This window comes from Plantactinospora sp. A48 (assembly GCF_055793945.1).
The window spans coordinates 25,138-45,426 of record NZ_JBTIXF010000029.1 but is presented as its reverse complement, the minus strand read 5'-3'; the positions used below and the strand labels follow the sequence as shown (position 1 = coordinate 45,426).

Below are 20,289 nucleotides of genomic sequence, written 5' to 3'. Positions count from 1 at the left end.
TCAGGCCGCGGCAGTGATGGTGGTGGATTCCCGGGCTGTTCGTTCGACGAGGTGGCCGGGGAACACCTCACGTAGCGCCAACCAGAGCCCGAGCGCGCCGTCGCCGACGGCCGGCACCGGCGCGTCCCGGTTGCCGAGCGCCCTCGCCTCGTCCCGCCACTGCACGGTGTCAGCACGGGCGTACCGTCCCGAGCCGGCGTTGGCGCGCGGGCCCTGCTGGAAACCTTCATCGGCTACCCCTGGGGCGCCCACGGCAGCTCCGTCCGTTGAGGTGCCGTGGGCAGAAGATATTGACAATTCTGACTGTTACGACGATGCTGCGGGCAACGATGTTATCGCTAACACCGGCACCCTCCACCCCGCCCCGCCCCCGCCCCCAGCAGAGGGAATCGATGAACACGCGAACCAGACTGAGCCGCCTCACAGCCGCCGCGGGGGTCTCGTTGGCCCTCGCCGTCAGCGCCGGAATCTATGTGTTGTCGGACGCGCCGAGCGCGCGGGCCGCCACCTCGGGACCCTGTGACATCTATGCCGCGGGTGGTACGCCGTGCGTTGCGGCGCACAGTACGACCCGGGCGTTGTACGCGGCGTACAGCGGTCCGCTGTATCAGGTACGGCGTTCGTCGGACAACACCACCCGGGACATCGGGGTGCTCAGTGACGGCTACGTCGACGCCGCGGCGCAGGATTCGTTCTGCGCGAACACGAACTGTGTGATCACGATCCTGTATGACCAGTCGGGTCGGAACAACCGGCTGACCCAGGCGCCTCCGGGGTACTGGAAGGGTCCGGCCGCGGGTGGGTACGACAACCTGGCCGACGCGAAGGCGGCGCCGATCACCATCGGTGGGCACCGGGCGTACGGGGTGTTCATCGCTCCCGGTACCGGGTACCGCAACAACAACACCAACGGTGTGGCCAAGGGTGACCAGCCGGAGGGGATCTACGCGGTCGTCGACGGCGCCCACTACAACAACTGGTGCTGTTTCGACTACGGCAATGCGCAGACCGATGGCCAGGCCGACGCTCCGGCGATCATGGAGACGGTGTACTTCGGTGCGGACAAGCAGTGGGGTTGGGGAGACGGTAACGGCCCCTGGGTGATGGGTGACCTGGAGTGGGGACTGTTCTCCGGGTCGAAGGCCGGGTACAACCCGAACCCGCCGATCAACCAGCGTTTTGTCACCGGGGTCGTGAAGGGTGAGTCGAACCACTGGGCGATCCGGGAGGGCAGCGCCCAGTCGGGTGGGTTGTCGACGGTGTTCAACGGGCCTCGTCCGAGTGGGTACAACCCGATGAAGAAGGAGGGGGCGATCCTGCTCGGCATCGGTGGTGACAACAGTGTGTCGGGCGCGGGCACCTTCTTCGAGGGTGTGTTGACCACCGGCTACCCGACGGACGCCACCGAGAACGCGGTACAGGCCAACATCACCGCAGCCGGATACGGCAGCACCACCCCGCCGACCGGCGGCCCCACCAGCAGCCCGACGGGTGGTCCGACGGGCGGCCCGACGGGTGGTCCGACCACGCCGCCGCCGTCCGGGGCGCAGCGGATCGTGGGTGGCCAGTCCGGCCGCTGCGTCGAGGTGCCGAACTCGTCCACCACCAACGGCACCCAGACCCAGCTGTGGGACTGCAACGGTGCCTCCGGCCAGTCCTGGACCTACACCTCGGGCAAGCAGTTGCAGGTGTACGGCAACAAGTGTCTGGACGCGAACGGCAAGGGCACGACCAACGGCACCACGGTGATCATCTGGGACTGCAACGGTGGCACCAACCAGCAGTGGAATTTCAACTCCAACGGCACGATCACCGGTCAGCAGTCCGGCCTGTGCCTGGACGCGAACGGTGCCGGCACGGCCAACGGGACGAAGCTGATCCTGTGGTCCTGCAACGGTGGTGCCAACCAGCAGTGGAGCCGACGCACCTGATCCCAGGGTGGAGCCGGCACGGCTGATCGGACAGCCGGACAGGTAGATCGACGGGTACGCCGCTCGCGCGAGCTCCGCGGGCGGCGTACCCGTCCGCCGTTCGGGACCCGCCTGGAACGCTCGGGGCCTGGCAAGGTCCGTTCCTACCCGACTGATGGGACGACGTGCGGCATCGACGGTACCGCCGCCTACGCTGTCGACCATGGTAAGGAGCAGCTCACGCGCCCTCTCGCTCGCCGTTGCCGTCACCGTCGCCGCTGCCGCCGCCGGCTGCGCGCCGCAGGACCGCGGGCCCACGGTCCCGCCGAGCGGCGCCCCGGCCTGCGCCAAGCACAGCCTGCCCACCCGGACCCCGGGCCGGCTGACCATCGCGACCGACCAGCCGGCGTATGAGCCGTGGTTCCGGCAGAACAAACCGGAGAACGGTGAGGGCTTCGAGTCGGCCGTCGCGTACGCGGTCGCGCAGCAACTCGGTTACGTCAGCGCGGACGTCGTCTGGACCCGGGTCAAGTTCGACACCGCCATCGCACCCGGTCCGAAAGAGTTCGACTTCGACATCGACCAGTTCTCCATCACCGAGGAGCGCAAGCAGGCGGTCGACTTCACCGCGCCCTACTATCTGGTGCGGCAGGCGGTGATCGCGCCCAAGTCCTCGAAGATCGCCGGCAAGAAGTCGCTGGCGGACCTGAAGAACGCCGTGCTCGGCGCCCAGGTCGGAACCACCAGCTACCAGGCGATCACGAGCGTGATCAAGCCGAACCGGAAACCACGGGTCTACAACAGCAACGACGACGCCAAGAAGGCGTTGCAGAACGGCCAGCTCGACGGTCTCGTGGTGGACCTGCCCACCGCCTTCTACATCACCAACGCGGAACTGACCGATGTCGCGATCGTCGGTCAGCTTCCGCAGGTCGGTGCGCCCGAGGTGTTCGGGCTGGTGCTGGACAAGGACTCGCCGCTGACCCGCTGCGTCGACGGTGCTGTCAACGAACTCGCCAAGTCCGGCACGTTCCAGCAGCTCGAGCAGAAGTGGCTCGCCCAGGTGGCCGGGGCACCCGAGCTGAAGTGAGCCTGCTGGACCAGCACGTCCCCTCGTCGGCGCAGCTACGACGGACCGCGTACCGGCGTCGGCAGACCGTCCGCAGTGTGCTGGTCGCCGCCGCCTCCACGGCGGCGCTCGGCACGCTGCTGGTGCTCGCCGTCACCGGGGCGCCCGGCTGGGCCCGGGTCCGCGAGTCGTTCCTCGACCCGGATGCCGCCCGGGACGCCCTGCCGGCGATCCTCGCCGGACTGTGGCTGAACGTCCGGCTGCTGGTCTGCTGCGCCGTGGGCGCACTGCTGCTCGGGCTGATGATCGCGCTGCTGCGGACGCTGCGCGGACCGGTCTTCTTTCCGGTGCGGGCGCTCGCTGCCGGGTACACCTACGCCTTCCGCGGCCTGCCGCTGATCATCGTGCTGTACGTGCTCACCCTCGGCGTACCCGGGCTGCGGCTGCGCGGCACGCCACCGCTGCTGGTCCTCGGCGGGCTCGCGCTGGTGTTCACCTACAGCGGCTACCTGGCCGAGGTGTTCCGGGCCGGCATCGAGTCGGTCCACCCGAGCCAACGGGCCGCGGCCCGGTCGCTCGGGCTGACCTACCGGCAGACCATGCGGTACGTGGTGCTGCCGCAGGCCGTCCGGCGGGTCGCTCCCCCGCTGCTCAACGACGTCGTGGCGTTGCAGAAGGACGTCGGGCTGGTCTCTCTGGCCGGGCCGATCGACGCGGTCCGGGCCGCCCAGATCGCGACCGCGCAGACCTTCAACTACACGCCCTACATCGTCGCCGGGGTGCTGTTCGTGCTGCTGGCCGTTCCGCTGATCGCCGTCACCGACTGGGTGACGATGCGCTCGGCCCGCCGCCAGTCGGGAGGATGAGATGCCGGAGGTCGACGCGCCGGTGCTGGCCTGCCAGGGGCTGCGTAAGGAGTTCGGCGATCAGGTGGTGCTCGACGGGCTCGACCTGACCGTCCACGAACACCGGGTGGTGGCGTTGATCGGCGCGTCCGGCTCGGGCAAGTCGACGCTGCTGCGGTGCGTCAACCTGCTGGAGGAGCTGGACGACGGGATGATCCTGCTGGACGGGGCGGACATCACCGGTCCGGGGGTGGACCCGGACGTGGTGCGTCGCCGGATCGGGATGGTCTTCCAGTCGTACAACCTCTTTCCCCACCTGACTGTGTTGCAGAACATCACCCTCGCCCCCCGCCGGGTGCACCGGCGGGGTCGGGCCGAGGCCGAGGCGCAGGCCCGGGAGCTGCTCGACCGGGTCGGGTTGGCCGGGCGGGCGGACGCCTACCCCGACCGGCTCTCCGGCGGCCAGCAGCAACGGGTGGCGATCGCGCGGGCGCTGGCCAACTCGCCCCGGCTGATGCTGCTCGACGAGGTCACCTCGGCGCTCGACCCGGAGCTGGTCGGCGAGGTACTGGCGATGATCCGGGACCTCAAGGCCGAAGGGATGACCATGGTGCTGGCCACCCACGAGATGGGTTTCGCCCGTGAGGTCGCCGACCAGGTCTGTTTCCTCGACGGTGGGCGGGTGGTGGAGACCGGGCCGCCGGAGCAGGTGCTCGGCGCGCCGACCCAGCCCCGCACCCGGCAGTTCCTGCGCCGGATCATCGAGGCCGGCCGGCTCTGAGTCGTTGCCGCGCCGGATCTCCGCTCAGCGGGCCTGGTCGAGGACCTCGCGCAGCCTGTTGGCGAAGGCCTCCGGCTGACCCGCGTAGCCCGACTCCTCGCCCAGGAAGCCGCCGTGGTGACTCGGGAACACCGTCACCGGCAGGCCGAGCAGCGCTGCCGTCGCCGCGGTGGTGCGGCCGGTGAACACGTCCGTGGACTCCTCGCCCACCGCGATCACGACCCGGGTGGGCGCCGCGGTCAGCGCGTCGGGGTCGAGCCGGTAGTCGCTGACCGCCCAGGACCGGTCGCTCAGCAGCGGGTCGTCCCGGCGACCGTCGTCGTCGGTTGGCATGCCGAACGCGGCCGGGTCGGGGGTGGGCTGGGCGAAGTAGTCCTCGGTGTACTCGCCCGGCCAGGACGTCATGGCGATGAAGGCGGCCATGCCGGCACCGGAGCCCTTGGCCTCGTAGGCGTCCCGGACACCCGCCCGGGCCCGCTCGGCGGCCCGGGCGTCGGGGAGCACCGCCAGCAGCGGCGGCTCGTGGGCCACCACGGTGGTCACGTCCTCGGGGTGTGCCGTCACGAGCGCGAGTGCGGTCACCGCGCCGCCGCTGCTGCCGAACAGCTCGACCGGCCCCGCGCCCAGCGCCCCGATGAGGGCGTGCAGGTCGCCGGCCTGGGTCTCGGGCGTGTGGTCGGTGCGGCCGTCCTTGCGGGTGCTGCGGCCGAGACCGCGCGGGTCGTAGGTGACGACCGTGCGGTCGGGCAGGTACGACACCAGGGCGCGGAATCCGCTGGCGTCCATGGGCTGGCCGATCAGCAACAGCGGCGGCCGGCCGTCGGCGGCCGGCAGCGGGCCGTGGATGTCGTAGACAAGGTCGACCTCGGCGGTCTCAAGCACATGCGTGGTCATACCGGTGTGGACCGCCTTCGTGACCGGAACTCATCGGGATCCGCCCACCGGATCTGCGGCCGGCACGCCGGACCTGCGGCGCGTGCGGCGACCGGCGGACCGGCTCTTCCGCAGCCCTGGGATACTACCAGCAGATGGCCGGACAGCCAAAAAGTTTTGTTGGGTTCCTACAACCATCGCCACTCAGGGTTCGACGGTAGCGACATGGCGCTGCCGGCCGGCAGACGGAAAGCTGATCACAGCCGGGGCTTCTCGTCGCCCGGCACGCAATCGTGGGTCTACCGAGAGGACCGGTCACGTGTTTACCCGGGTCGCCATCGTCAACCGTGGTGAGGCCGCCATGCGACTCATTCACGCGGTCCGGGAGTTGGCCGCCGAGACCGGCGTCCGGATCGAGACCATCGCCCTGCACACCGACGTCGACCGCACCGCGACCTTCGTGCGGGAGGCGGACGTGGCCTACGAGATCGGTCCCGCCGCCGCCCGCCCGTACCTCGACCCGAAGGCGCTGGAACGCGCGCTGGTGGAGACCCGGGCCGACGCCGCATGGGTGGGCTGGGGGTTCGTGGCCGAGGATCCGGCGTTCGCGGAGCTGTGCGAGAAGGTCGGCGTCACCTTCGTCGGGCCGAGCGCCGACGCCATGCGCAAGCTCGGTGACAAGATCGGCGCGAAGTTGATCGCCGAGGAGGTCGGCGTGCCCGTCGCGCCGTGGAGCCGCGGCGCGGTCGAGACCCTGGACGCCGCCCAGGCGGCGGCGACCCAGATCGGCTACCCGCTGATGCTCAAGGCGACCGCCGGCGGCGGTGGGCGGGGCATCCGCGTGGTCCGAAGCCACGCCGAGCTCGCCGAGGCGTACGAGCGCACCAGCCAGGAGGCGGCGCGGGCCTTCGGCAGCGGCATCGTGTTCCTGGAGCGCCTGGTCACCGGGGCCCGGCACGTCGAGGTCCAGGTGATCGCCGACGGGCAGGGCACCGCGTGGGCCCTCGGGGTCCGGGACTGCTCGGTGCAGCGGCGCAACCAGAAGATCATCGAGGAGTCCTCGTCGCCGGTGCTCGGTCCGGAACAGGCCGCCGAGCTGAAGACGTCGGCCGAGCGGCTGGCCCTGGCGGTCGGCTACCGGGGCGCGGCGACCGTCGAGTTCCTCTACCACCCGGGTGACCGGCAGCTCGCGTTCCTCGAGGTCAACACCCGGCTCCAGGTGGAGCACCCGATCACCGAGGCCACCACCGGCTTCGACCTGGTCAAGGCGCAGCTGCACATCGCGGCGGGCGGCCGGTTGACGGGTGAGCCGCCGATCGAGCGCGGGCACGCCATCGAGGCCCGACTGAACGCCGAGGACCCCGACCGGGACTTCGCGCCCTCCCCCGGCCGCATCACCCGGCTGGACCTGCCGGCCGGCCCCGGCATCCGGGTGGACACCGGCGTCAGCGAGGGCGACACCATCCCCGCCGACTTCGACTCGATGATCGCGAAGATCATCGCGTACGGCCGCGACCGGGACGAGGCGCTGGGCCGGCTGCGCCGGGCGATGGCCGACACCACGGTGGTCATCGAGGGCGGCGCGACCAACAAGAGCTTCGTGCTCGACCTGCTGGACCAGCCCGCGGTGATCGACGCCAGCGCGGACACCGGCTGGATCGACCGGGTCCGCGCCGAGGGCGGCCTCGTCGGGCACCGGCACTCCGCGGTCGCGCTCGCGGCCGCCGCCATCGAGGCGTACGAGGAGGAGGAGAACGCCGAGCGGCAGCGGCTGCTGTCGACGGCCGCCGGCGGGCGCCCGCAGGTACGGCACACCAGCGGCCGTCCGCTGGACCTCAAGCTGCGCGGCGCCAACTACCGGATGCGGGTGGCGCGGGTCGACGCGCACCGGTTCCGGGTCGGCATCGAGGCCGGTGCCGAGGTGCACACCGCCGACGTCGAACTCGACCGTTTCGACCGGCACACCGGGCAGATCGTGGTCAACGGCGTCCGGTACCGCCTGCTCACCGGCACGCACGGACCGGTCCACCTGGTCGAGGTGGACGGGGTGACCCACCGGATCAGCCGGGACGAGGGCGGCGTCGTCCGCGCTCCGATGCCCGCGCTGGTCGTCGCCGCTCCCGTGCCGGTCGGCGCGGAGGTCGAGGCGGACGCACCGGTGCTGGTGCTGGAGGCGATGAAGATGGAGACGGTGCTCCGGGCACCGTTCCGGGCGCGGCTGAAGGAGTCCGCCGTCTCGGTGGGCAGCCAGGTGGAGGCCGGCGCGCCGCTGCTGCGGCTGGAGCCACTCGCCGACCAGGGCGAGGCGGCCCCGGACAGCCCGGCCGCCGCGTCCGTCGAGCTGGACCTGCCGGCCGAGCCGGGGAACGTACCGGTGAGCCAGCGCGCCGCCCGCGGCCAGGAGAACCTGCGCGGCCTGCTGCTCGGTTTCGACGTCGACCCGCACGACGACCGCCGGGTGATCGACGACTACCTGGTCGCCCGGCGTGCCGTCGCCGGAGGTGGCCACCGGCCGCTGGCCGAGGAGATCGAACTGATCAGCCTGTTCGTCGACCTGGCCGAGCTGAGCCGCAACCGGCCGACGGGTGAGGACGGCCCGGCCGAGGGCCACCGGCACAGCGCCCGGGAGCACTTCCACACCTACCTGCAGAGCCTCGACGTCGAGCGGGCCGGACTACCGGAGGCGTTCCAGGCCCGGCTCGGCAAGGTGCTGCGGAACTACGGGGTCACCGACCTCGAACGTACGCCGGCCCTTGAGTCCGCGGTGTTCCGGATCTTCCTCGCCCAGCAACGCTCGTCCGCCGACGCCACGGTCATCGCGACGCTGCTGCGCGCCTGGCTGCGCGAACCGCCACCGGACGAGGCGCTGCGCGAGCCCGCCGGTCTCGCCCTGGAGCGGCTGGTGGCGGCCACCCAGGTCCGCTTCCCCGTGGTCGCCGACCTGGCCCGCGGCGTGGTGTTCGCCTGGTTCGCCCAGCCGCTGCTGCGCCGCAACCGGGCCCGGGTCTACGCCCAGGTCCGCACGCACCTGCGCCACCTGGACGCGCACCCCGACTCGCCCGACCGCGCCGAGCGGATCGCCGAGATGGTCCGCAGCACCGAGCCGCTGGTCCGGCTGCTCGGCCAGCGGCTGGTACGCGACCACCTCGACAACGCGGTCATGCTGGAGGTGCTGACCCGGCGGTACTACGGCAACCGGGCCCTCACCAGCGTCCAGACCCGTTCGGTCGCCGGCTGCACGTTCGTGCTCGCCCGGCGCGCGGATTCGAGCGTGGTCTCCGCCGCCGTACGCTTCGACGCGCTGGCCGACGCGCTGCGCGGGCTCGCCGAGCTGGCCGGCGGTGAGGAAGCCGCCGTCGCCGACATCTACCTCGCCTGGGAGAACCGGCCGGAGGACTTCGACGCGGCCGCCGCCGCCCTGCTGGAGGTCATCTCCTCAGTTCCGCTCCCGCCGCAGGTGCGTCGGCTCACCGCCACCGTCGCGGGCCGCAGCGGCGCGGTGATGCACCACCACTTCACCTTCCGCCCGTCGGACTCGGGAATGGCCGAGGTACGGCTGATCCGTGGCCTGCACCCGTACATCGCGGAACGGATGCAGCTGGAGCGGCTGCGCGAGTTCGACCTGACCCGGCTGCCGTCGGCCGACGAGGAGGTCTATCTCTTCCAGTGCGTCGCCCGGGAGAACCGGTCCGACCAGCGCCTCGTCGCGTTCGCGCAGGTGCGTGACCTGACCGAACTGCGCGAGCAGGACGGGCGGCTGGTCGCGCTGCCGACGACCGAGGACACCCTCGCCGCGTGTCTCGACTCGATCCGCCGCGCCCAGATGCTGCGCCCGTCGAAGACCCGCTTCCCCACCAACCGGATCGTGATCTACGTCTGGCCGCCGAGCGAGCTGACCCGTGAGGAGATGGAGATGATCGCCGGGCGGGTGGGCCCGACGACCGCGGGTGCCGGCCTGGAGGAGATCCTGTTCATCGCCCGCCAGCGCGACCAGCGCACCGGCGAGCTGACCAGGGTCGGCGTGCGGATCACCTTCGACGTACACGGCGGAGCCGAGCTGACCGTCGGTGAACCACCGGTGGAGCCGCTGGAGCCGCTGGACGACTACCGGCTGAAGGTGCTGCGGGCGAGCAGCCGCAACACGGTGTACCCGTACGAGCTGACCAGCCTGCTCGGCGAGTTCGTCGAGCACGACCTCGACGACGACCACGCGCTGGTGCCGGTCGTCCGGCCGAAGGGCCGCAACAGCGCGGCGCTCGTCGCCGGCGTGGTCACCACCCCGACGCTGCGGCACCCGGACGGCGTCACCCGGGTCGTCCTGCTCGGTGACCCCACGAAGTCGCTGGGCGCGCTGTCGGAGCCGGAGTGCCGGCGGGTGATCGCCGCCCTCGACCTGGCCGAGCGGATGCGGGTGCCGGTGGAGTGGTACGCGCTGTCGGCCGGCGCCCGGATCTCGATGACGTCGGGCACGGAGAACATGGACTGGGTGGCCGCGGCGCTCAAGCGGATCGTCGAGTTCACCCAGGACGGCGGGGAGATCAACATCGTCGTGGCGGGCATCAACGTCGGCGCCCAGCCGTACTGGAACGCCGAGGCGACGATGCTCATGCACACCAAGGGCATCCTGGTGATGACGCCGGACTCGGCCATGGTGCTCACCGGCAAGCAGGCCCTCGACTTCTCCGGTGGCGTCTCCGCCGAGGACAACTTCGGCATCGGCGGCTACGACCGGGTGATGGGGCCCAACGGGCAGGCCCAGTACTGGGCCCCGGACCTGCCCTCGGCCCGGGACGTGTTGATGGCGCACTACGACCACACGTACGTGGCGCCGGGCGAGGACGCGCCGCGCCGGGCGACCACCACCGACCCGGTCGACCGGGACATCAGCACCTACCCGCACACCCTGGCCGGCAGCGACTTCAGCACCGTCGGCGACATCTTCTCCAGCCGGGCCAACCCGGACCGCAAGAAGCCGTTCGACATCCGGACCGTGATGCGGGCGCTCGCCGACCAGGACCACCCGGTGCTGGAACGCTGGGCGGGCATGGCGGACGCGGAGACCGCGGTGGTGCAGGACGTACACCTCGGCGGGATTCCGGTGTGCCTGCTGGGCATCGAGTCCCGGGCGGTGCCGCGGCGTGGCTTCCCGCCCACCGACGGCCCGGACGCCTACACCGCGGGCACGTTGTTCCCCCGGTCGTCGAAGAAGGCCGCCCGGGCGATCAACGCGGCCAGCGGCAACCGGCCCCTGGTCGTGCTGGCGAACCTGTCGGGCTTCGACGGTTCGCCGGAGTCGATGCGCAAGCTGCAACTGGAGTACGGCGCCGAGATCGGTCGGGCGATCGTCAACTTCCGTGGACCGATCGTGTTCTGCGTCATCTCGCGGTACCACGGCGGCGCGTTCGTGGTGTTCTCCAAGGCGCTCAACCCCGCCATGACCGTGCTGGCGCTGGAGGGTTCGTTCGCCTCGGTGCTCGGCGGCGCTCCCGCCGCCGCGGCGGTGTTCTCCAGCGAGGTCGACGCCCGCACGGCGGCCGACACCCGGGTGCGGGACCTGGAGGCCAACGTCGGGTCCGCCTCCGGCGCCGACCGCGCCACGTTGACCGCGGAACTCGACGAGCTGCGCACCTCGGTACGCGCCGAGAAGCTGAGCGAGGTCGCCACGGAGTTCGACCGGGTGCACAGCATCCAGCGCGCGGTCGAGGTGGGCTCCGTCGACGCGGTCGTCCGGGCCGCCGAACTGCGCCCACGGGTCATCGAGGCCATCGAGGCACATTCCCGACAGCCCTGATCGGCGAGGACGGGCGGAGGGTTCCGGTTCTGCGACCGGCGTCACGGCGACGAGCCGTCACAGCCGGCGGGAGTACCCGGTCATAGCGGGTAGACGGAACCCTCCGCTCGCCTTTCCTCAGGGAGGTCTCTCACCATGAAGATCGCTGTCATCGGTGGCACCGGACTCATCGGCTCGCAGGTCGTCAAGATCCTCAACGGAAGCGGACACGAGGCGGTGCCACACTCGCAGTCCACCGGCCTGGACCTGCTCAGCGGGCAGGGCCTGACCGAGGCGCTGGCCGGGGCCGACGTCGTGGTCAACGTGACGAACTCGCCGACCTTCGACGACGCCTCGCCCGCGTTCTTCCAGACGACGATGGACAACCTGCTGAGCGCCGCCGAGGCGGCCGGCGTCGGCCACGCGGTCATCCTCTCGATCGTGGGCGCCGACGAGGTCCCGGAGCTGGTCTACTACCGGGCGAAGGTGTTGCAGGAGGACATCCTCAAGGCCGGACCCGTGCCGTACTCGATCGTCCGGGCCACCCAGTTCTTCGAGTTCGTCGAGGCGGTGCTGTCCTGGACCGCCGACGGGGACACCGTCCGCCTGCCCAGCACCCGCGTGCAGCCGATGGCGGCGGCCGACGTCGCCCAGGCCGTGGCCGAGGTGAGCGTGGGCACGCCGCTGCGGAGCACCCGCAACGTCGCCGGGCCCGAGGTCTTCGCGCTGGACGAGTTGGGCCGGATCACCATCGCCGCGCACGGTGACAACCGCACGGTCGTCACCGACGACAGCGCCGGCATGTTCGCCGCCGCCAAGGGCGACGCCCTCATCGCCAAGGAGGGCACCGTGATCGCCAAGACCTCCTACCGGGAGTGGCTGGCTCGCTGACGCGACCGGGGGCCCGGCCGGCGGGCCGCCGGACGGGCCCCGGGCAGGTCGACCCGGCGACGGTCCGGTCCGGCAGCCACCGCCGCGGCCTGGAGATCATCGACCCCCGGCCCGTCCTCCGGCACCCTCACCCCATCCGCCCGTACCGCCCCCATCAGCACCGCGGTCGGCTATTTTCTACTGGCGATCACGGCGTCCATCGTCCGCCCGGCCGGCACGGCGCCGGGTGCGGGGTCGCCGGGGCAGAAGGGTTGTGGCGCGGTGCGGACCAGTCGGCTGGAGGCGCTCAGCGACGGGGTGATCGCCATCATCATCACCATCATCGTGTTGGAACTGAGGGTGCCGAAGGGTCACGACCTCGCCGCCCTCGTCCACACCACCGGCGTCGGGCTGCTGACGTATCTGCTGACCTTCGTCTACGTGGGCATCTACTGGAACAACCACCATCACATGTTCCAGCTCGTCCGGCAGATCGGTGGCGGGGTGCTGTGGGCGAACCTGGCGCTGCTGTTCTGCCTGTCGCTCTTCCCGTTCACCACGGCCTGGATGGACGACTCCAGGCTGGCGCGGACACCTGTCGTCGCCTACGGACTGAACCTGCTCCTCGCGGCCGTCGCCTACTTCGTGCTGCAGACGACGATCATCCACCAGCAGGGACCGGAGTCGCCGTTGCGGCGGGCGGTCGGCGCCGACCTCAAGGGCAGGCTCTCGCCGGCACTTTATCTCGCCGGCATCCTCAGCGCCCTGCTCTTCGACGAGGTCGGCGTGGCACTCGCGCTGGCGTTCTTCACCGTCGCGGCGATCGTGTGGATCGTCCCCGACCCCCGCATCGACCGCGCGGTCCGCCAGGACGGTACCCCGGCTGACGGGCCGGACTGAATTTTCTCTGATTTCCGCGACATATGTTCGACGGGTGACCGAAACGCCGCTGGATTACCTGATTGTCGGCGCGGGACCGGCCGGCCTGCAACTCGCCGCCCTTCTCGAACAGGACGGCCGGCGCGACTACCTGGTGTTGGAGGGCGCCGACGAGCCGGGCGCGTTCTTCACCCGGTTCCCGCGCCACCGGACGCTCATCTCGATCAACAAGCCGCACACCGGTTCCGACGACCCGGAGTTCAACCTTCGGCAGGACTGGAACTCGCTGCTCGGCGACGACCGGACGCGCCTGTTCACGTCGTACACCGAGCGGTACTTCCCGCCCGCCGACCTGATGGTGCGCTACCTGGCCGACTTCGCCGCCACGACCGGCGTACGGGTGCGCTACGGCGCCCGGGTGGCGCGGGTGAACCGGGGGGAGGTCTTCGAGGTCGAGGACACGGCCGGGCGGACGTACCGGGCCCGCCGGCTGGTGGTGGCCACCGGCGTCAGCCGGATGTACCTGCCGGCGATCCCGGGGATCGAGACCGCCGAGCGGTACGACGAGGTGTCGGTCGACCCGCGCGACTTCCTTGACCAGCGGGTGCTGATCATCGGCAAGGGCAACTCGGCGTTCGAGACCGCCGACAACCTGATGGAGACGACCAGCGTGATCCACCTGGCCGGGCCCCACTCGCTACGGCTGGCGTGGCAGTCGCACTTCGTCGGGCACCTGCGCGCGGTCAACAACAACTTCCTCGACAGCTACCAGTTGAAGTCCGGGAACGCGGTCCTCGACGGGAACATCCTGGAGATCCGGCGGGACGCCGACGGCTACCGGGTGGCGGTCAGTTTCAGCCGCGCCGACGAGACCGTCCGGGAGCTGCGCTACGACCGGGTCATCGCCTGCACCGGCTTCCGCTTCGACCCGGACATCTTCGCCGACGACTGCCGGCCGGCGCTGACCATCAACGACCGCTTCCCGGACCAGACCGACGAGTGGGAGTCGGTGAACGTACCGGACCTGTTCTTCGCCGGCACCCTGTCGCAGATGCGCGACTTCAAGCGGGCCACCAGCGGTTTCATCCACGGCTTCCGGTACGGCGTCCGGGCGCTGCACAAGATCCTGGAGCGCCGGTACCACGACGTGCCGTGGCCCGCCGAGAAGCTCGACAGCACGCCGGAGTCCGTCGCCGACGCGATCATCGCCCGGGTCAACCGCTCCTCCGGCCTCTGGCAACAGTTCGGCGTGCTCGCCGACGCGGTCACCGTGGCCGGACAGGCGGCCCGCTACCACGACGAGGTACCGGTCGAATACCTGGCCCGGGTGGGGCTGTCCAGCCCCGACCACCGGCCCACGGACGTGTTCGCGGTGACCCTGGAGTACGGGCCCGACCACGACAAGGTCGACCCGTTCGACATCTCGGTGACCCGGGTCGCGCAGGACACCCCCGGGCAGGCGCACGACGCGGCGTACCTGCATCCGGTGGTGCGTCACCACCGCGACGGCGAGGTCCGGGCGGAGCATCACCTGGCCGAGAACCTGGAGAACAAGTGGGACCGGCCGGACGTCCACCGCGAGCCGCTGGTGGCCTTCCTGACCCGGTGCCTGGCCTCCTGAGGCGCGGTGTGTTCAACCTGGCGGACGTGGCGGCGGCCGCCGCCGAACGGCTGGCGACGGCACGGTACGACTTCTTCGCCGGCGGCGCGGACGCCGAACGGACCCTGCGGGACAACCCGGCGGCCTTCGACAGGTACCGGCTGCTGCCCCGGGTCCTGCGCGGGGTCGGCAAGCGCGACCTGACCGTCACGGTGCTCGACCAACCGCTGTCGATGCCGGTGCTGATCGCCCCGACCGCGTTCCACCGGCTGGCCCATCCGGACGGCGAGGTCGGCACCGCGCGGGCGGCGGCCGAGGCCGGGACGGTCATGGTGCTCAGCATGGCGGCCACCCAGCCGGTCGAGCAGGTCGCGGCCACCGGCGTCCGGTTCTGGTTCCAGCTGTACGTGCAACCGGACCGGGCCTTCACCGAGCGGCTGATCCGGCGGGTGGAGGCGGCCGGCTGCGCCGCACTGGTGGTCACCGTCGACTCGCCGGTCTTCGGCCGGCGCCTGCGGGACCTGCGCAACGGCTTCCTCGACCTGCCCGACGGACTGGTCTGCGAGAACCTGCGGGACCCGGCGGACCCGGCGGCCGGAGCACCCCGGGCCATCGGCTGGGACGCCGAGCTGGACTGGACGGTGCTCGACTGGCTGCGCGGGGTCACGTCACTGCCGATCGTGCTCAAGGGAATCCTGCACCCGGCCGACGCCCGCCGGGCCGTCGAGGGCGGCGCGGACGCCGTGCTGGTGTCCAACCACGGCGGGCGGCAACTCGACGGCGCGGTGGCCGGCATCGACGCGCTGCCGGCCGTCGTGGCGGCGGTCGACGGCCGGCTGCCCGTCATCGTCGACGGTGGATTCCGGCGCGGTACCGACGTGGTGACCGCGCTGGCGCTCGGCGCGGCGGCGGTCGCGATCGGCCGGCCGGTGCTGTGGGGGCTGGCCACCGCCGGCTCGGCCGGGGTGGGGCAGGTCCTGCGGTTGCTCCGCGACGACATCGACCGGGCGATGGCGCTGTGCGGCGCGGACCGGGTCGCCGCGCTCGAACCGGACATCGTCCAGATCGGTGGTGGGTGGCCGTGAGGGTCCTGCCGGCACTGCTCGTCCGGGCCCGGGAGTGGGCGTTCCGCCGGGTCAACGGGACCGAGGGCATTCCGGTGCCCGGACCCCTGGTCGGCGCCGAACACTTCGAGCGGGTCTACTCCGACCCGGCGGCGGACGGGCGCAGCCGGGGCGCCGGGCTCTCCGACCTCTTCTGGTACTGGCTGGCGCCGGGACCGCAGATGCACCAGGAACACATCGAGCCGGGCGAGCGGTACCAGACCGTCGCCCGGACCACCCGGCGGATCCTGGCCGTGCCGCACCGGCGGTCGTACGAGCTGGCCGAGGCGGCCACCCGGCGGGCCCTGGACCGGATCCCGGCCGGCCGGCTCAGCCTGGTGCGGCTGCGGGACCTGATGATGCCGGTGTGGGCCGAGGTCCACTACGAACTGGTCTTCGGCGAGCCCTGCCCGGCGGACGTCCGGGAGATGATCGTCGCCAACGCCGACGATGTGGTCACGGCGCTCAAGTGCTGCTCGCTGCGGCACATGGACCGGCGCGACCGGCTCACCCGGTATCTGCTGCGCCGGATCGAGGACGGCACCGTGCCGGTGCTGCTGCCGCCGCCGTTCACCGCCCGGGAGAACGCCTGGTACCTGCAGGGCGCCTTCTTCAACACGGCCGTGGTGCAACTGTCCGAGGCGATGGCCCATGTGCTGCTCGCGGTGGCGCAGCATCCGACGGTCCAGCGTGACCTGACGGCCGGGCTGGCCGACGACGACACCATCGACCGGGTCATCGACGAGACGCTGCGGGTGCATCCGTTGTTCGGGGTGGCGCACCGGGTCACGTCCGCGCCGATCCGGGTCGACGAGCGGGTGACCCTGCCCGCCGGGTCGGTGCTGCTGTTCAACTACCTGGCGTACCAGCGGACCGGGCCGGCGGCGGACCCGGCGTTCGACCCGGACCGGTGGCTCGCGCTGGACCGCCGGCAGGTCCATTTCGTCCCGTTCGGGGTGACGGCCAACCGCGCCTGCCCGGCCCGGGGAAGCGCGCCGGTGATGATGCGCGCGGCCACCCGCGAGGTGCTGCGCCGGTTCGCCCTCACCTCCACCGTGGAGCACTCCCGGTCGCTGCCGAGCCGTGGGCCCTGCTATCTCGTCCCGCCCGGCGCCACCCCGCCCGGCGCGTTCCGGTTGTGGCGGATGCGGCGCCGGGACGGCTGGGCCGAGGTCGGCCGCAGTCTCGTCCAGCTCGTGCTCGGCACGCTGATGGTGCTCGACGCGCGCCGCCAACGGCTCTGCGCGACCTACTTCGCGGAGGTACCCCAGTCGTGACGCCCACCGAACTCGCCCCCCGCTTCTTCCTGGCCGTGACGGTCATCCTGCTGGTCTGCCGCGCGGTCGCCTGGTTGCTGGGCAAGGTCGGCCAGCCGCCGGTGGTGAGTGAGATGCTCGCCGGCGTCCTGCTCGGCCCGTCGCTGCTGGGCCTCCTGCTCCCCGGGGTGCAGGACGCGATCTTCCCGAAGCAGCTCCAACCGCTGCTGTACGTGGTCGGCCAGATCGGTCTGGTCACCTTCATGTTCCAGGCCGGGTACGCCTTCCGCCAGCACCGGGTCGCCAGTCTGGCCGGCACCGCCGGCGCGGTCTCCCTCGCCGGGGTCACCGCGCCGCTGGTGCTCGGCGTGCTGCTGGTGCTCGGCTTCGGCGACCGGTCCGGGATCCTCGCCGCCGACACACCGCTGGGGATCTCGGCGGCGTTCGTCGGGGTCGCGCTGGCCATCACCGCCTTCCCCATGCTCGCGCGGATCATCACCGAACGCGGCCTGGCCGGCACCCGGCACGGATCACTCGCCCTGGCCAGCGGCGCGATCGACGACGTGGTCGCGTGGATCATGCTGGCCTTCGTCATCGCGGCGGCGTCCGGCCACAGCGGCCCGGCCCTGCGTACCGTCGTCGGCGCGGCGCTGTTCGTGGTGCTCATCTGGTACGTGGTGCGCCCGACCGCCGCCGCGCTGATGCGGGTCGACCGGTGGACCACCCAGACCCGGCTGCTCGGGGTGGTCGCGCTGCTGTTCATCGTCGCCTGGTACACCGACGAGATCGGTCTGTACGCGGTCTTCGGCGCGTTCGCGTTCGGTGTGGTGATGCCGGCCAACGAACGCACCGACGGGGTCGTGAACCTGCTGGTGCCGGTGTGCCAGACCGTCTTCCTGCCACTGTTCTTCACGTACTCCGGGCTGCGGACCGAGTTCGGTCTGCTCGGTGACCCGGCCGTGCTGCTGTTCTCGCTGGGCTGCGTCGCGGCGGCCATCGCCGGGAAGTTCGGTGCCTGCTGGGCGGCGGCCCGGTTGCGCGGTGAGCCCGCCGGGGTGGCGCTGCGGGTGGGCGCGCTGATGAACGCCCGGGGGCTGATGCAGCTCATCGCGCTCAACGTCGGGTTGGAGGCCGGAATCGTGGGCTCCGCCTTGTTCACCGCGCTGGTGCTGGTGGCCCTGGTCACGACCCTGATGGCCACGCCGCTGCTGTCCTGGTTCGAGCGCCGCGACCGGATCCGGGCCGAGCCGCTCGTCGAGCAGCCGGCGACGGTCGGCTGAATATAGCGATATCCGTCACTATCCGGAGCCAGCCTCGGCGTGTGATCCTAGGGTTCGTGGGCGGCAGCGGAACGCGCGAGGCGGGCACCTACCGTCTTCTTCTGGTCGAGGACGACGACGAACTGGTCGAGTTGCTGGCGGGCGCGCTGACCGCCGAGGGATACCTCGTCGACCTGGCCCGGGACGGCCAGCGGGGTCTGCATCTGGGGCTCACCCGGCGGTACGACGTCGTGGTCCTCGACCGGCGGTTACCCGCACTGGACGGGCTCGACGTGCTCAAGCGGCTGCGGTCCCGGGCGGTGCAGGCCCGGGCACTGCTGCTGACCGCCCTCGGCGCGGTCGACGACCGGGTACGCGGGCTCGACGCCGGCGCCGACGACTACCTGGTCAAGCCGTTCCATCTCGACGAGCTGAGCGCACGGCTGCGGGCGCTGTGCCGGCGCGCTCCGGACGGCACCGAGGTGCTGCGGATCGGCACCGCGCAGCTCGACCTCGGCCTGCGCGACGTGGTCCTGCCGGACGGGCGCCGGGTGGCGCTGTCGGCCCGTGAGTTCGAGCTGTTACGCGCGCTCGCGTCCCGGCCCAACGCCGTACACTCCCGCTCGGAGTTACGCCGCCGCGTCTTCCAGGAGGCGCCTGCTGCGTCCATCGTGGACACTTACGTCTATTATCTGCGCCGCAAGCTCGGCCGGACGGCGATCCGGACGATCCATGGCCTGGGCTACCGACTGGGGACGCTCTGACGGTTCACCGGGGCAGGAGGTACGGGTGGGGCAGCCGTTGACCGGCGCGGACCAGGCGGTGCTCAAGCGGGCCCGGTTCCGGGTCGGCGCGGTGGTCGGGCTGGTGATCACCCTGCTGGTCACCCTCGTCGGGGTGATCGCCTACGCGATGATGGTCCGCGCCCAGGACAGCCAGATCCAACGGGAGCTGTGGTACAGCGTCGCCTTCGGCGAGGCGTCCACCCCGCCGGGCTGCGTCTGGCTGTTCACCATCGACGACGGTGGCGTGATCGGCGGCCCGCTGCCCGCCCCCGCCGGATTTCCGGTGCGGGCGGACCTGACCCAGGTCTCCGGGCCGCCCGCCGTGGTGCTGCGGCGGGTCGCCCGCAACGGCACCGTCTACCGGGTACGCACCGAGACCCGCGCCGACGGTCGCCGACTACAGGCCGTCTTCGACACCCGCTACCAGCTCGCCGACCGGCGCAACCTGCTTCTGGCACTGGGCGTCGCGGAACTCGTCGGCCTGGTGGTGGCCGGCGCCACCGCGCTGCTGGTCGGGCAGCGGGCGGTCGCGCCGCTCGCCGAGGCGCTGGCCAAGCAGCGCCGGTTCGTCACCGACGCGAGCCACGAACTGCGCACGCCCATCACCCAGGCGTACACCAGGGTCCAGGTCCTGGCCCGCGCGGCGGCCGAGGCCGACCTGCCGACCGAGCACCGGGCCGGGCTGGACCGGCTGGCGCTGGCCATCCGCCGGCTCGGCGGGGTCGTCGACGACCTGCTGCTGTCGGCCCGGTTGGCGGCCAGCCCGACCGAACGGGACACCGAACCGGTCGACCTGGCCGCGATCGCCGAGTCCACGGTGGCCGCCGACGCCGACCGGGCCGCCGAGCGGCGGCTGACGATCAGCGTCGAGCGTCCGCCCGGACCGCTGTTCGTGCGCGGGGTCGAGTCGGCGCTGCGGCGGGCCGTGGGAGAGTTGCTGGCCAACGCGGTCAACCACACCCCGGACGGCGGCCGGGTGGACCTGCGGGTGGCCCGTGGCTCCGGCGGCCTCGTCGAGCTGACCGTTTCGGACACCGGCAACGGGTTCGATCCGGCCGAGGCCGACCGGCTCTTCGACCGGTTCCACCGCGGGCCGGGCGGCCAGGAGCAGCGGTACGGGTTGGGCCTGGCCCTGTTGCGCGAGGTCGTCACCGAGCATCGCGGCACCGTCGAGGCCGCCACCGTCCCGGGGGCCGGAGCGAAGTTCACCATCCGCCTCCCGGCGGCGGAACCGGCCGGCACCGCCGGGCCGGCCCCGGTTGTCGGGACGCCAGCGCGCTGACCCCGCC

The 20,289-nt window shown here is 71.8% G+C and carries 15 protein-coding genes; 13 read left to right on the top strand and 2 right to left on the bottom strand.

Features of this window, described 5'->3' with window-relative positions:
* The gene (locus ACXN5W_RS16800) at positions 1-252 is read right to left on the bottom strand and encodes a hypothetical protein (RefSeq protein ID WP_473159241.1); all 252 of its coding nucleotides are present in this window, start codon (positions 250-252) and stop codon (positions 1-3) included.
* Between the two features lie 140 nt (positions 253-392).
* Here ACXN5W_RS16800 and ACXN5W_RS16795 point away from each other — a divergent pair, with 140 nt between their 5' ends.
* The 4 genes from ACXN5W_RS16795 (at position 393) to ACXN5W_RS16780 (ending at position 4,605) form a co-directional block, all read left to right on the top strand.
* Positions 393-1,931: an arabinofuranosidase catalytic domain-containing protein gene (locus tag ACXN5W_RS16795; RefSeq protein WP_473159240.1), complete on the top strand. Its 1,539-nt coding sequence runs from the start codon at positions 393-395 to the stop codon at positions 1,929-1,931.
* A gap of 202 nt (positions 1,932-2,133) precedes the next feature.
* Complete coding sequence (locus ACXN5W_RS16790) at positions 2,134-3,000, top strand: ABC transporter substrate-binding protein (RefSeq protein WP_473159239.1); 867 nt, start codon at positions 2,134-2,136, stop codon at positions 2,998-3,000.
* Entirely contained in the window at positions 2,997-3,845 is an 849-nt protein-coding gene (locus ACXN5W_RS16785; protein ID WP_473159238.1) for an amino acid ABC transporter permease, read from the top strand. Before ACXN5W_RS16790 ends, ACXN5W_RS16785 begins: the two co-directional genes overlap by 4 nt.
* A 1-nt stretch (position 3,846) precedes the next feature.
* Entirely contained in the window at positions 3,847-4,605 is a 759-nt protein-coding gene (locus tag ACXN5W_RS16780; RefSeq protein WP_473159237.1) for an amino acid ABC transporter ATP-binding protein, read from the top strand.
* A 24-nt stretch (positions 4,606-4,629) separates the two neighbouring features.
* Here the strand turns inward: ACXN5W_RS16780 and ACXN5W_RS16775 are convergent, their stop codons facing one another.
* Entirely contained in the window at positions 4,630-5,499 is an 870-nt protein-coding gene (locus tag ACXN5W_RS16775; RefSeq protein ID WP_473159236.1) for an alpha/beta fold hydrolase, read from the bottom strand.
* Between the two features lie 298 nt (positions 5,500-5,797).
* Between ACXN5W_RS16775 and ACXN5W_RS16770 the strand changes: the two genes are divergently transcribed.
* The 9 genes from ACXN5W_RS16770 (at position 5,798) to ACXN5W_RS16730 (ending at position 20,282) form a co-directional block, all read left to right on the top strand.
* The gene (locus ACXN5W_RS16770; RefSeq protein WP_473159235.1) at positions 5,798-11,269 is read left to right on the top strand and encodes an ATP-binding protein; all 5,472 of its coding nucleotides are present in this window, start codon (positions 5,798-5,800) and stop codon (positions 11,267-11,269) included.
* Between the two features lie 135 nt (positions 11,270-11,404).
* Complete coding sequence (locus ACXN5W_RS16765; RefSeq protein ID WP_473159234.1) at positions 11,405-12,139, top strand: SDR family oxidoreductase; 735 nt, start codon at positions 11,405-11,407, stop codon at positions 12,137-12,139.
* 261 nt (positions 12,140-12,400) lie between these two features.
* Entirely contained in the window at positions 12,401-13,018 is a 618-nt protein-coding gene (locus tag ACXN5W_RS16760) for a TMEM175 family protein (RefSeq protein ID WP_473159233.1), read from the top strand.
* Positions 13,019-13,052: 34 nt separating this feature from the next.
* The gene (locus ACXN5W_RS16755) at positions 13,053-14,618 is read left to right on the top strand and encodes an NAD(P)-binding domain-containing protein (RefSeq protein WP_473159232.1); all 1,566 of its coding nucleotides are present in this window, start codon (positions 13,053-13,055) and stop codon (positions 14,616-14,618) included.
* Positions 14,603-15,682, top strand: coding sequence for an alpha-hydroxy acid oxidase (locus tag ACXN5W_RS16750; RefSeq protein ID WP_473159231.1), 1,080 nt, complete (start codon positions 14,603-14,605; stop codon positions 15,680-15,682). Before ACXN5W_RS16755 ends, ACXN5W_RS16750 begins: the two co-directional genes overlap by 16 nt.
* Positions 15,679-16,977 carry a cytochrome P450 gene (locus tag ACXN5W_RS16745; RefSeq protein ID WP_473159230.1) on the top strand — a complete coding sequence of 433 codons (1,299 nt, stop codon included), beginning with the start codon at positions 15,679-15,681 and terminating at the stop codon, positions 16,975-16,977. Before ACXN5W_RS16750 ends, ACXN5W_RS16745 begins: the two co-directional genes overlap by 4 nt.
* Positions 16,974-18,236, top strand: a complete 1,263-nt coding sequence (locus ACXN5W_RS16740; RefSeq protein ID WP_473159229.1) for a cation:proton antiporter — start codon at positions 16,974-16,976, stop codon at positions 18,234-18,236. Before ACXN5W_RS16745 ends, ACXN5W_RS16740 begins: the two co-directional genes overlap by 4 nt.
* Positions 18,237-18,277: 41 nt before the next feature.
* Positions 18,278-18,979, top strand: coding sequence for a response regulator transcription factor (locus tag ACXN5W_RS16735; protein ID WP_473159228.1), 702 nt, complete (start codon positions 18,278-18,280; stop codon positions 18,977-18,979).
* 25 nt (positions 18,980-19,004) lie between these two features.
* Positions 19,005-20,282, top strand: a complete 1,278-nt coding sequence (locus tag ACXN5W_RS16730) for a sensor histidine kinase (protein WP_473159227.1) — start codon at positions 19,005-19,007, stop codon at positions 20,280-20,282.
* The last annotated feature ends 7 nt before the right edge of the window (positions 20,283-20,289 follow it).